Source organism: Sphingosinicella sp. BN140058 (genome assembly GCF_004135585.1).
Classification (GTDB): Bacteria; Pseudomonadota; Alphaproteobacteria; order Sphingomonadales; family Sphingomonadaceae; genus Allosphingosinicella.
In genome coordinates this window covers 1,076,147-1,088,900 of sequence record NZ_CP035501.1, presented here as the reverse complement: position 1 = coordinate 1,088,900, position 12,754 = coordinate 1,076,147, and the positions used below count along the sequence as shown (strand labels likewise).

The following is a 12,754-nucleotide window of genomic DNA, read 5'->3' as shown; positions in this document are numbered from 1 at the left end:
GCGCAGACCCCTGGCAGGACTGCGCGTCGGCATAGGAATGGGTGTGGCGATGTCCGGCAAGACTCGCGCCTGCGGTGCCGACGATGTTCGAGCCGGCAATCCTGCGCTGGTGTACCTCCGGAAGCTTACCCCATGCGTGCCCGCGCGATCCGCTCGAGCACCGTCAGGGGCATTGCGCCGAGCGTCAGCACGCGGTGAAATTGCTTCGGATCCCAGCCGGAGCCCGCCCTGATACGCGCCTCGTCGCGTAGGCGCGTCCAGACGGTGTGGCCGATCTTGTAGCTGCACGCCTGTCCGGGCCAGACCATATAGCGATCGATCTCGCCCTGGCCGCGTCCCCGGGCGATGCCGGTGGTGGCGAGGAAGTAATCGGTCGCCTTCTCGCGGCTCCAGCGCTTGGCGTGCATGCCGCTGTCCACGACGAGGCGGGTGGCGCGAAACAGCAAGGACTGGAGGTAGCCGACCTGGCCCAGCGGATCGCCTTCGTACATCCCCATCTCGTCGGCGAGCTGCTCCGAATAGAGCGCCCAGCCCTCGGTATAGCCCGAATAGCCGCCGCGGCGCCTGATCAGCGGAATGTCGTCGCTCTCCAGCGCCGACATCACCTGAAGATGGTGGCCGGGCACGCCCTCGTGATAGCTGAGGGTGGCAAGGCCGAATTTGGGCCGGTCGAAGGTGTCGCGCAGGTTGATGAAATAGATGGCCGGGCGGGAGCCGTCGAGCGAGGCGGCCTCGTAATAGCCGCCGGGCGCGCCGGCCTGGATCGCTTCGGGAACGCGGCGGACTTCCACCGGCGCCCGCGGCAGCACGGCGAATTGCTCGGGCAGGCGCTTCTCCATCGCCTTTATCTGTCCGCGCAGTGCCTCCAGCAGGGCTTCCCGACCGGGATCGGTGTTGGGAAAGAGCTGGTCGGGACGCTGGTTGAGCGCGACCAGCCGCTCGCCGACGCTGCCCTGGGTCATGCTCTGCGCCTTAAGGATCCCGTCGATGCGGCCCTGGATTTCCGCAACCTGGTCGAGGCCGAGGCGGTGGATCTCGTCGCCGGTCAGCTCGGTGGTGGTCGCGGCGCTGGCCGCGGCGGCGTAGAAGGCTTCGCCGTCGGGCAGGCGCCAGACGCCGGCATCGTGCACCGCCTTGGCGCGAAGCTCGGTGACCAGCGCGCGCTGGCGGTCGAGCGCCGGGAACACGCGCTCGGCCATCAATTTCTCCACCGCGGCGGCACGCTCGGGCGGCAGGCCCGCAGCCTTGAGCTTGGCGGCAAGATCGGTGACCGGCCGGCTCCGTGCGGCGGGGACGTCGCGCGCCTGGCCGAGCTGTTTCAACGTGGTGTCGAGGATGTAATCGGGCGCGAACACGCCCTTCGCCGCATCGGCGCGCTGGCGCTCGGTCTCTTGGTCGATCGCACCGGCAAAGGCCTCGATCCGCGCGACATAGGCATCGGCGTCGGCGGCATTGCGCACTTCATGGGTGTTGGCGAGGAAATCGGGCACGTCGCGATAGGCGCCGGAAAGCTGAGACAGGATGTAGGGGGCGTAGCGGCCGAGCGTGTCGCCATAGCCGAAGCGCTCGCCGGCAATGGCGCGGGTGAGGCTGTATTCGACGATCTCGACGTCGAGTTTGGACGCTTCGCTCAGAGCGGCGCGATCGACCGTGCGCAGCTGGGCCAGCTCGGCCTTGGTGCGGGCGAGCTGGCGCCCGGCGCCAGCGCGGGAGAGATCGGACAGCTTGCCTCTGAGCGGCGCGCGGGCGCCGGTGTCGAGCCCGAGCGAGGTCGCCTCCTCGGGAGATTCGTCGAGCCGCGCGTAGAAGAATTCGTCGAGCAACGCGCGGAGCTTCGCATCGGCACCGCTCGCCTTGCCGCCTTGCGCCCGGGCCATGACCGGCCATGCCGCAACGAGCCCGACCATCGCTGCGGAAGACAGGAACTGGCGGCGGTGCATGGCAGGACTCCGGAAAGGGGCAGGAGGTCGGTTTGTAGCTGGCGGGACGGGGTTTTCAATCGGAGTGGTCAAGCCGGACGTAGTTCGGTGATCTCGAGCGGGCGAGTGGCGCCGCCAAAGAAAAAGCCTCCCCCGCATGCGCGGGAGAGGCCTTTTCGTTCAATGGAGCTGCAGAGGCGTGCGGCTTACGCCTGCTCGGCCTTCCCCTCCTCGGCGCTGCCTTCGGCCGGAGCGTCCTGTTCGCCTTCGGCCTTCTTGCCCTTGCGCTTGGAGGGCTTGGGCGGGGCCGGGATGATCTCGAACGAGGGCGCATTGTCCTTGATCGTGACCTTGACCTCGCCGCCGTGGACGAGCTTGCCGAAGAGCAGTTCCTCGGCGAGCGGCTGCTTGATCTTCTCCTGGACGAGGCGGCCCATCGGGCGTGCGCCGTACATCTTGTCGTAGCCGCGCGCGGTCAGCCATTTGCGCGCTTCCTCGTCGAGATCGATGTGGACGTTGCGGTCCGCCAGCTGCAGCTCGAGCTGGAGGATGAACTTGTCCACCACGCGGGCGACGACCTCGGTGGGGAGGTAGTCGAACGGCACGATCGCGTCGAGGCGGTTGCGGAATTCCGGGGTGAACATCCGCTTGATTGCTTCCTCGTCCTCACCCTCGCGGGTGACGTTGCCGAAGCCGACGCCCTCGCGCGCCATGTCGCTGGCGCCCGCATTGGTCGTCATGATCAGGATGACGTTGCGGAAATCGACCGTCTTGCCGTGGTGATCGGTGAGCTTGCCGTTGTCCATCACCTGCAGCAGGATGTTGAACAGATCCGGATGCGCCTTTTCGATCTCGTCGAGCAGCAGCACGGAGTGCGGATGCTGATCGACCGCGTCGGTCAAGAGGCCGCCCTGATCGTAGCCGACATAGCCCGGAGGCGCGCCGATCAGCCGGCTGACCGAGTGACGCTCCATATATTCGGACATGTCGAAGCGCTGCAGCGGGATGCCCATGATCGTCGCCAGCTGGCGCGCCACCTCGGTCTTGCCGACGCCGGTCGGGCCGGAGAAGAGGTAGTTGCCGATCGGCTTGTCGGGATCGCGAAGGCCGGCCCGGCTGAGCTTGATCGCCGAGGAAAGGACCTCGATCGCCCGGTTCTGGCCGAACACCACCCGCTTCAGATCGCGCTCGAGATGCTCCAGCGTCTTCTTGTCGTCGGACGACACGCTCTTGGCCGGAATTCGCGCCATCGTCGAGATGACCGTCTCGATTTCCTTAGTGGTGATCGTCTTTTTGCGCTTGGACGGCGGCACCAGCATCTGCATCGCGCCGACCTCGTCGATCACGTCGATCGCCTTGTCCGGCAGCTTGCGGTCGTTGATGTAGCGCGCCGAGAGCTCGACCGCCGCCTTGATCGCGTCGGGCGTGTACTTGACGTTGTGATGCTCCTCGAAAGCAGTCCGGAGCCCGGCCAGGATCTTCACCGTATCCTCGATCGTCGGCTCGTTGACGTCGATCTTCTGGAAGCGGCGGAGGAGGGCGCGGTCCTTCTCGAAATGGTTCCGGAACTCCTTGTAGGTGGTCGATCCGATGCAGCGGATCGTCCCGCCCGACAGGGCCGGCTTCAACAGGTTGGACGCGTCCATCGCGCCGCCGGACGTGGCACCGGCGCCGATCACGGTATGGATCTCGTCGATGAACAGGATGGCGTGCGGCAGCTTCTCGAGCTCCGTCACCACCGCCTTCAGACGCTCCTCGAAATCGCCGCGATAGCGGGTGCCGGCGAGCAGGGCCCCCATGTCGAGCGAATAGATGACGGCTTCCTTGAGGACATCCGGCACCTCGCCCTCGATGATCTTGCGCGCCAGGCCTTCCGCGATCGCGGTCTTGCCGACGCCGGGATCACCGACATAGAGCGGGTTGTTCTTCGACCGACGGCAGAGGATCTGGACGGTGCGGTCGACTTCGGGTCCGCGGCCGATCAGCGGATCGACACGGCCGTTCTGCGCCTTCTCGTTCAGGTTGACGGTGAACTGCTTCAAGGCGGATTCGGACTTCTTCTTGCCCTCCTCCTGTTTGGTCTCCTCGGCACCCTTGACCTCGGTCGGCTCGGCCGCGGTCTCGCCCTTGCCGACGCCGTGGCTGATGTAGCTGACCGCGTCGAGCCGGCTCATGTCCTGCTGTTGCAGGAAATAGACCGCGTAGGATTCGCGCTCGGAGAAGAGGGCGACCAGCACGTTGGCGCCGGTGACCTCGTCACGGCCGGACGACTGGACGTGGAGAATGGCGCGCTGGACGACGCGCTGGAAGCCGCTGGTTGGCGAAGGATCGGTATCGCCTTCGACCTTGAGCGCTTCCAGTTCGTTGTCGAGATACATGCGCACGGCTTCGCGAAGCTCGTTCAAATCGACGCCGCATGCCTTCATGACTCGGCTGGCATGGGTATCCTCGATGAGCGCGAGAAGCAGGTGCTCGAGCGTCGCATATTCGTGCTTGCGGCCGCTCGCTTCGGCGAGCGCCGTATGCAGGGTTTGCTCGAGTTCGCGGGCAAATGACGGCATTAGCTACTCCTACTGGCCCGCCCCGAACGGAAGGGCCGTTTGCCCTGATGTTGGGTCTCTCCCGGCCCGATCAAGCGCGTGTCTGAAAAAGCTGGCGGATCACCAATATGTTCCAGCGAAGGTTTCATTTTCTGAAAAGCGAATCCGCATTTGCGCGATGATCGACGGCGGCGGCGATCTTGGCCCGCACCCGGGCGATTTCGCCTTCGAGAATGGCGATGCGCGCGTGCAGCTCGTCGACCGAGAGGGGATCGAGATCCTGCTTGACCAGCAGGACCAGCGGGTCACCGGGTTTGTCCGGGAAGAGCTCGTCGAGGTCCATGGCGCCAGGTTCCGTTGCCCGCCGCCGGCTGTCAACCGCAGCCTCTTGCGCCGGCGCGCTTTCGCGGCGACCGTGGCGCCATGACCACGTTCCCCCCGCACATGACTGCCATCGACCCCGCCGAGGCCGGCGGCCCCGAATTGCTCGTCCCCGTTCAGCGGCCGCTGCCGCGCGCCGCGCCCGGCGAGGTGCTGATCCGAGTCGCCGCCGCCGGCGTCAACCGCCCCGACGTCGTCCAGCGCCAGGGCTTCTATCCGCCGCCGCCGGGCGCGCCGTCGATTCCGGGGCTGGAGATTGCCGGCGAGGTGGCGGCGCTCGGCGAGGGGGTGGCGCCGGCCATGCTCGGTATGAAGGTGTGCGCCCTGGTTTCGGGCGGCGGCTATGCCGAATATTGCGCGGCGCCGGCGGGGCAGTGCCTGCCGGTGCCGGCGAGCCTGTCGCTGATCGAGGCCGCGGCACTTCCCGAAACCTTCTTCACCGTGTGGAGCAACGTCTTCCAGCGCGGTGCAGCGCAGGCCGGCGAGACGATCCTCGTTCACGGCGGCACCAGCGGCATCGGCACCACCGCGATCCTGCTCGGCAGAGCGCTTGGGCTGAACGTGATCGTCACCGCCGGCAGCGCTGCCAAATGCGCACGGGCGCTGGAGATCGGGGCGGCCCATGCCATCGACTATCGCGCGCAGGATTTCGTCGCCGAGGTCAAGACGCTGACCGGGGGGCGCGGCGTCGACCTCGTCCTCGACATGGTCGGCGGCGATTACGTGCCGCGGAACCTCGCCTGCCTGGCCGAGGACGGCCGCCACGTCTCGATCGCCGCCCAGCGCGGCGCCGACGCGCAGATCCCGCTCTGGCCGATCATGCGCAAGCGGCTGACCCTGACCGGCTCGACGCTGCGCGCCCGCGATGCCGCCTTCAAGGCCGGGATCGCCGGAGAATTGCGGGCCCGGGTCTGGCCGCTGATCGAAAGCGGCGAGCTCCGCCCGATCATCGACGGCGACTTTCCGCTCACCGAGGCCGCCGACGCGCACCGGCGAATGGAAGCGGGCGATCATGTCGGCAAGATCGTGCTGACGGTCGCATGACCGCAGCGGCGCGCTAGGCCCGCGAGCGGGGATGCTGTCGCGAATGCGCTTTTCGGGCGTGTGGCGCGATTATCAGGCTCGGGCGCTCGAGGAGTTCGATCGCCATGCCGCCGACCGGCGGCTGCACGTCGTCGCCGCACCAGGATCGGGCAAGACGGTGCTCGGGCTCGAACTGATGCGCCGCCTCGGCCAGCCGGCGCTCGTGCTCGCACCGACCCGGACGATCCGCGATCAATGGTGCAGCCGGCTCGTCCCCCATTTCCTGCCCGAGCCGCCGCAGCCGGGCGAGCTGTCGAGCGATCTCGCTGCGCCCGGCGCCATGACGGTGGCCACCTACCAGGCGCTGCACGCCCTGTGGACAGATGCGGAGGACGGCCGCTTCGCCGCGCTGGTCACGCGGCTCGAGGCGATCGGGCCGGTGTCGCTCCTGCTCGACGAGGCGCATCATCTGCGGCGGGAATGGTGGAACGCGCTCCAGGCGCTGGTCGATGCGTTGCCGGGGGCCCATCTCGTCGCCCTGACCGCGACACCACCCTATGATGCGCCGCATGCGGAATGGGCGCGCTACGAGGCGCTATGCGGCCCGATCGACCTCGAAATCGGCGTGCCGGAGCTGGTCCGCAACGGAGACCTCTGTCCGCACCAGGATCATGTCGTCGTGTCCCGGCCCGACGCGGACACGCTCGCCTTGCTCGACCGCCGCCGCAAAGGATTCGCCGCCCTCGTTGCCGAACTCCGCTCGGACGCGCCGTTCCTCGACGGACTCGAACGGCATCCCTGGCTCACCGATCCCAGGCGCAATCTGGAGCCGATCCTCGAGGCACCCGAGATGCTGTCGGCGGTCATGGTCCATCTCGCCGCGGCCCGGCGGCCGTTGCCGCGGGCGCCGCTGGATCTGCTCGGCGCCAGCCGCCGGACGCTGCCGGCGCCGTCGTTATTCTGGCTGGAGGTGCTGCTCGACGGCCTGCTGTACCGCCATCGCGACGCCTTCCCGATGACGCGCGAGCGCCGGACCGCGATCAAGGCGGCGCTGGAGCCGCTCGGCCTGATCGAAGGCGGCAGGGTGCGTCTGCGCGAGGGCCGCAGCCTATTCAGACGGATGGCGGCAAGCCTGGCCAAGCTCGACAGCATCGTCGACATTGCCCGGCGCGAGGCCGAGTGCCTCGGCGAAGGGCTTCGGCTGGTCGTGCTGAGCGACCATGTCCGCGCCGCCGATCTGCCGCGCAGCCGCAGCGCACGCCTCGCGCCCGCCAAGCTCGGCGTCGTGCCGATCTTCGAGGCGCTGCGCCGCGCGCGCATCGGCCGCCAGCCGATCGGGGTGCTGACCGGCGGCCTTGTCATCCTGCCCAGCGCGGCGGCGATGGCGCTGCGCACGCAGGCCCGCCGGCGCGGCCTCGCCGATGCGCTGATCGCAGCGCACCCGATCCTCGCCTGTCCCGGCTTCTTCCGGATAAGCGCGTCGGGCGCCGCCGAGGCCGTGCTGGTCGATCTGGTCACCACGTTGTTCTGCACGGGCGAGATCAGGATCCTGGTCGGCACCCAGGCTCTGCTCGGCGAAGGCTGGGACGCGCCGGCGGTGAACAGCCTGGTGCTCGCCAGCAACAGTGCCGCCTTCATGCTCTCCAACCAGATGCGCGGCCGGGCGATCCGCATCGATCCGGCATGCCCCGGCAAGGTCGCCAATATCTGGCATCTGGCGACGGTGGAGGCGTTGCCGAGCGCCTGGGGGACGCTCCGTCGCCGGCTCGACTGGGGTCGGCTCGACGACGGTGACGAGCCAGGCTCGGATCTCGACCTGCTCGATCGCCGCTTTCGAGCGTTCGAGGGAGTCGCCAATTGGGGGCCGCAGATCCTGAGCGGCCTGGAGCGGCTTGGCCTACCCGATCCGGACCCTGAGGCGTGGAACGCGCGCAGCTTCGCGATCGCGGGCGATCGGCCGGGGATCCGGGCGCGCTGGGAAAGATCGCTGGGTGAGGCGGCGCCACATGCGCATGTCCGCGAGATCGTGGCGCCGCGTTACGCGCCCCGTGTGCTCGCCTGGCGCGACACTCTGCGCTGGCTCGGAATCACCGCCGCAGCGAGCGGCGCCCTTGCCGCGGCCGACGCGCTGCGTGGTATCGACGGGCTCGGCGGGATTGGCGCGGCCGCAATGGCCGCGGCCGGCGCCGGCGCGCTCGCCGCCGCTCCGAACCTGCTCCGCGCCGCCTGGCTGCTGATTCGTAACGGTTCGCTCGAAGGCAGCCTCGAACAGGTTGCGCGCGCCGTGCTGGAGGCGCTCAACGCGGCCGAACTGGTCTCGGATGACGAGGCCGAATGCGCCCGTTTCGAGATCCGGCGCAGCTTGGCCGGCCGCCACGTCGTCGTCGTCCACGGCGTCTCCCGCGCAACCGAGCATGTCCTGATCGAGGCGATGGCCGAGATCCTCGGGCCAGTGCGCAATCCGCGCTATCTGCTGGTCCGGCGCAGCTGGCTTTGGGGGCGGCAGCGGGCTGATTATCACGCCGTTCCTGCCGCGCTGGCGCGCCGCAAGGAATGGGCCGAGCAATTCCACACCCTGTGGGTCCGCCGGGTCGGCAGTTCGCGGCTCGTCTTCGCCCGTACGGCGGAGGGCCGTTTGCTGCTGCTCCGGGCACGGGTGCAAGCCTTTGCCGCGGGTTTCCAGCGCCGGGTGGATCGTCAATCCGCCTGGCTATGATCTCGGCGCATGGACAAGGCCGAAACGATCGGCGAAAGAGGCGGCGGGGACCACAAGCAGAGCACGGGTAGGCAGCCCGTCTTCCGCGGCCGGATCACGGCCGAGGCGGCTCCGCGCGACCCGAAGGAATGCCTTGATGACCGACACCCTCGTTCTCCACGAATATGCCAATTCCGGAAATTGCTACAAGATCAGGCTCACCGCCGCCCTGCTCGGGCTGCCGCTCGAACGGCGCGAGTACGACATCCTCAAGGGCGAAACGCGAACGCCCGAATTCCTGCGCGACGTGAACGCCAACGGCCGGATCCCGGTGCTGCAGATCGGCGACCGCGCGCTTCCCGAAAGCAATGCCGCCTGCTTCTACCTCGCCGACGGTTCGGCGCTCGTGCCGGACCACCGCTTCGACCGCGCCGACATGCTGCGCTGGATGTTCTTCGAACAATATAATCACGAGCCGAACGTCGCCACCTTGCGCTTCTGGCTGGCCTATGTCGGCGAGGCGGCGCTCAGCGACGCGCAGCGGGCGCTGATCCCGGCCAAGCGGGTGGCGGGCGAGGCGGCGCTGACGCTGATGGACGACCATCTCGCCTCTCGCGCCTTCTTCGTCGGTGACCGGCTCACCCTCGCCGACATCGCCCTTTACGCCTACACCCATGTCGCCGAAGAGGGCGGGTTCGATCTCGGCGCCTATCCGGATCTGGGCGCCTGGCTCGCGCGGGTGAAGGCGACGCCCGGTTATGTCGGGATTGCCGAATAGGCTTTCTATTTGCCCCTCCACGACATCGTGGAGGGGATAACCGCATTGATCCGCATCCATCCGGAGCGATGCGCCGTGTGAATCACGGCCGTACGATCCGAAGCGGGCGGCGCCTGGGTTCCCTTCAGTCGCTGGAATCCCGCACGGCGTCGATGAACAGCAAGCCGCCGACGACGAGTGCCACGCCGGCGCCGATCCCGATCCAGCCGAGCGTGGAGACACCAGACTTGCGCTCGCCGTCGAAGCGGAGCGGCTTGCCGGCGGCGGCGAGTTCAAAATGGCCGCGACCGGTGAAGCCGAGTTCGAGTCCGGCCGCGAGGGCAGTGGCTCCGGTCTCCCGTTCGCGCTGGGTCGGGGCGAGCGCGACTCCGAAGCGAGGGGCATCGCGGGCGCCGAGCGGCACGCGCAATCGCGCCCCGGCAAAGGCGCCGCGTTGCAGCGTCGACCGGGCTGGGTCGATCAGCTCGGCGGCGAGAAGCGGCTCGGCGGCGAGCAGGCCAACGAGCAGGCAGAAGCCGATCTTCGCTGTCATATCGAAACTCCCCTTGTTGTTTGCAGCAGCCTCATCCGGCTTCCGGGCGGAAACATGATCCGATTGCGGCAATGCTGCGGCGGAGGACGCCGGAAAGGGCAAATCGGCGGCAAGGCAGCCCAATCTCCTTGCCCTTGCCCCCTCGGTGGACTAGATGATCGGGCATGTTCGGCCGCTCCGGGAAGGGGCGGCCCTTATTGTTTGTGGAGACGACACGTGGCCCAGCCGCTCATGCCCCATGCGACCGCGTCCTGGCTGGTCGACAACAGTTCGCTGACGTTCGAGCAGATCGCCGACTTTTGCGGGCTGCACATCCTCGAAGTGCAGGCGATCGCCGACGACACCGCCGCGACCAAGCTGACCGGGCGCGATCCGGTGCGCGCCGGCGAGCTCACCCTGGAAGAGATTGCGCGCGGGCAGGACGATCCCGATTACCGCCTGCGCATCCACAAGGAGCCGGATCCGACCCGCCGCACCAAGGGGCCGCGCTACACGCCGGTGTCGAAGCGGCAGGACAAGCCGGACGGAATCGCCTGGATCATCCGCAACCATCCCGAAATCTCGGACGGCGCGATCTCCAAGCTGATCGGCACCACCCGCACGACGATCGCGGCGATCCGTGATCGCAGCCACTGGAACATTGCCAACATCCAGCCCAAGGATCCGGTGACGCTGGGCCTCTGCTCGCAGCGCGAACTCGATGCCTTCGTGGCAAAGGCCGCCAAGCAGGCCGGGATCGAGCAGCCGCAGACCGATGCGACGCTCGACGGCGATCGCGCCGCTTTGATCTCCGAGCTGCGCCGCGAGCGCGATGCGCTCGCTCGCGATGCCGAAGCCGCGCATGCCGCCGAGGATAACGGCCTGGGCTTCGTCGATCCGTTCAAGAGCTGAGCCCGGGAGCCCCGGCGGCCGCAATCAATGACCGACGCTTCGCCCGAGCCGCAGGCGCCCGACGTCTCGCTGGTCGGCTCGGACGAACCCTACACGCACAAGCAACTCACCTATCCATTGGGGCGGCGTGTCCCTGACGGCGGTGACCTGATCCCGATCGCGCCCGGCATCGGCTGGGCGCGGCTGCCGGTGCCCGGCTCCCTCAAGCATATCAACATCTGGGTGCTCGAAGACGGCGACGGCGTCGCTCTGGTCGACACCGGGCTCGATATTCCCGAATGCCGCGAGGCGTGGGAAGCCCTGCTCGGCGGCCCGCTGGCCGGGCGGGCGATCACGCGGGTGATCGTCACCCATTTCCACCCCGACCATGTCGGCCTCGCGGGCTGGCTGTGCGAGCGGTTTGCGGTTCCCTTGTGGATGACGCGGGGCGAGTGGCTGTACGCGCGCATGCTCGCGATCGACGTCCGCGACGCGCCGCCGCCCGAGGCGGAGTCCTTCTGGCGCGCGGCCGGTTGGGACGAAGAGCGGATCGCGGCGGAGCGCGCCCGCGGCTGGGGCCGGTTCGCGTCGGTGGTGTCGCCGGTGCCGGTCGGCTTCGTCCGGATCGCCGACGGCGACAGCGTCCGGATCGGCGATCGAACGTGGCGAGCGGTGATCGGCTCCGGCCATTGTCCCGAACATCTGTGCCTTGTCGACGAGGATGCCAAAGTGCTGATCGCCGGCGACCAAGTGCTCCCCAAGATCACGTCGAACGTCTCGCTCGGCCTCAGCGAGCCCGAGGCGGATCCGCTCGGCGAGTGGCTCGCGTCGATCGAGAAGATGCGCGCCCTGTCCGGCGACCTGCTCGTCCTGCCGTCGCATGGCGAGCCGTTCACCGGCCTGCACGCCCGGCTCGACGCGCTCGAGTTCGGGCATCGCGACCGGCTCGATGCGCTGCACGCCCGCTTGTCCGAGCCGCGGCGCGCGGTGGACTGTTTCGGCACCCTGTTCGCGCGGCGGATCGAGGACAAGGTGTACGGTCTCGCCACCGGCGAGGCGCTGGCGCACCTGCGCTACCTCGAGGTCGACGGGCGGGCGACGCGGGAAATGGTCGACGGCGTCGCCTGGTGGCGAGCGCTCTCGTCCTTGCTCTAGCGCGGCCGGAACCAGCCGCCGTCGCTCATCCAGTCGGCGAGGCGATCGGGCCAGTGCAGGATCGAGATCCGCTCCGATTTGGTGCCGAGATTGAAGCCGTGGTCGGTGTCGGCGAACATGTGGAGTTCGGCCGAAACGCCGGCGGCGTTCAGCTGCGAATAGAGGGTGAGCGCGGGCGGGGCACAGCAGCCGTCGAGGCTGCCGGCGGCGATGAAGGCGGGCGGCGCGCCCTTCGGCTGTTTCGCCGGGGTGCCGAGCGGGCCCGGATAGATCAGGATCTGGAAATCGGGGCGGGCGCTGACTCGGTCGACCGCGTCGCGCGGCGGCGAGGCGGGCAACGGGTTGTCCGCGACCAGGGAGACGAGCTCGCCGCCGGCCGAGAAACCCATGACGCCGATGCGGGCTGGATCGACGCCGTAATCGGCGGCGTGGCTGCGCACGTAACGGATTGCGCGGGCGAGATCCGCCGTCGCCTCGCGCTCGACCGCGTACGCGGAGCCTGGCTCGCGGGCGAGGCGGTATTTGAGCACGAACGTGGTGATGCCGTAGCGGTTGAGCGCCTTGGCGGGTGCCATGCCCTCGTTCACCCAGACCAGCATGTGGTGGCCGCCGCCGGGCACGACGATCACCGCGCTGCCGTTGGCGTGGCTGGCAGCGGCGGGAAACACCGTCAGCGAAGGCGCGTGAACGTTGTGGACATAGGTGTTCTCGATCCGCTCGGCCTCGCCGCGATGTGCTTCCGAGCCGGGTGCACCGTCGGGCCAGAGCGGCACGGAGATGGGCTCGGCAGTCTGCGCCACCGCGGGCGCCAAGGGCAGCAACAAAGCGACAAGCGCGGCGAGGGATGACGGCTTCACGAAC

At 68.5% G+C, this 12,754-nt stretch carries 10 protein-coding genes; 5 read left to right on the top strand and 5 right to left on the bottom strand.

Annotated elements, in window-relative coordinates:
- Positions 1 to 125 precede the first annotated feature (125 nt).
- The 3 genes from ETR14_RS04865 to ETR14_RS04855 form a co-directional block, all read right to left on the bottom strand.
- On the bottom strand, positions 126 to 1,940 hold the full coding sequence (locus ETR14_RS04865) for a DUF885 family protein (RefSeq protein ID WP_129383618.1): 1,815 nt from the start codon (positions 1,938 to 1,940) through the stop codon (positions 126 to 128).
- 185 nt (positions 1,941 to 2,125) lie between these two features.
- Positions 2,126 to 4,480 (bottom strand): ATP-dependent Clp protease ATP-binding subunit ClpA, encoded by a 2,355-nt coding sequence (gene clpA / locus ETR14_RS04860; RefSeq protein ID WP_129383617.1) that lies wholly within the window; start codon positions 4,478 to 4,480, stop codon positions 2,126 to 2,128.
- Positions 4,481 to 4,604: 124 nt separating this feature from the next.
- Positions 4,605 to 4,802: a DUF1192 domain-containing protein gene (locus ETR14_RS04855; protein WP_129383616.1), complete on the bottom strand. Its 198-nt coding sequence runs from the start codon at positions 4,800 to 4,802 to the stop codon at positions 4,605 to 4,607.
- Between the two features lie 80 nt (positions 4,803 to 4,882).
- Between ETR14_RS04855 and ETR14_RS04850 the strand changes: the two genes are divergently transcribed.
- The 3 genes from ETR14_RS04850 to ETR14_RS04840 all read left to right on the top strand — a co-directional run bounded on the left by ETR14_RS04850 (position 4,883) and on the right by ETR14_RS04840 (position 9,336).
- Complete coding sequence (locus tag ETR14_RS04850) at positions 4,883 to 5,884, top strand: NAD(P)H-quinone oxidoreductase (RefSeq protein ID WP_243455769.1); 1,002 nt, start codon at positions 4,883 to 4,885, stop codon at positions 5,882 to 5,884.
- Between the two features lie 31 nt (positions 5,885 to 5,915).
- The gene (locus tag ETR14_RS04845) at positions 5,916 to 8,579 is read left to right on the top strand and encodes a DEAD/DEAH box helicase family protein (protein ID WP_129383615.1); all 2,664 of its coding nucleotides are present in this window, start codon (positions 5,916 to 5,918) and stop codon (positions 8,577 to 8,579) included.
- 136 nt (positions 8,580 to 8,715) lie between these two features.
- Entirely contained in the window at positions 8,716 to 9,336 is a 621-nt protein-coding gene (locus tag ETR14_RS04840) for a glutathione S-transferase family protein (protein ID WP_129383614.1), read from the top strand.
- Between the two features lie 124 nt (positions 9,337 to 9,460).
- Here the strand turns inward: ETR14_RS04840 and ETR14_RS04835 are convergent, their stop codons facing one another.
- Positions 9,461 to 9,868 (bottom strand): hypothetical protein, encoded by a 408-nt coding sequence (locus ETR14_RS04835; protein WP_129383613.1) that lies wholly within the window; start codon positions 9,866 to 9,868, stop codon positions 9,461 to 9,463.
- Positions 9,869 to 10,099: 231 nt separating this feature from the next.
- On the opposite strand from ETR14_RS04835, the gene ETR14_RS04830 reads away from it, so the two are divergent.
- Positions 10,100 to 10,759 carry a DUF1013 domain-containing protein gene (locus ETR14_RS04830; protein WP_206186052.1) on the top strand — a complete coding sequence of 220 codons (660 nt, stop codon included), beginning with the start codon at positions 10,100 to 10,102 and terminating at the stop codon, positions 10,757 to 10,759.
- A 27-nt stretch (positions 10,760 to 10,786) separates the two neighbouring features.
- The gene (locus tag ETR14_RS04825) at positions 10,787 to 11,893 is read left to right on the top strand and encodes an MBL fold metallo-hydrolase (RefSeq protein WP_129383611.1); all 1,107 of its coding nucleotides are present in this window, start codon (positions 10,787 to 10,789) and stop codon (positions 11,891 to 11,893) included.
- Here the strand turns inward: ETR14_RS04825 and ETR14_RS04820 are convergent.
- Positions 11,890 to 12,750, bottom strand: a complete 861-nt coding sequence (locus tag ETR14_RS04820) for an alpha/beta hydrolase (RefSeq protein ID WP_243455768.1) — start codon at positions 12,748 to 12,750, stop codon at positions 11,890 to 11,892. The genes ETR14_RS04825 and ETR14_RS04820 overlap by 4 nt on opposite strands.
- Positions 12,751 to 12,754 lie beyond the last annotated feature (4 nt).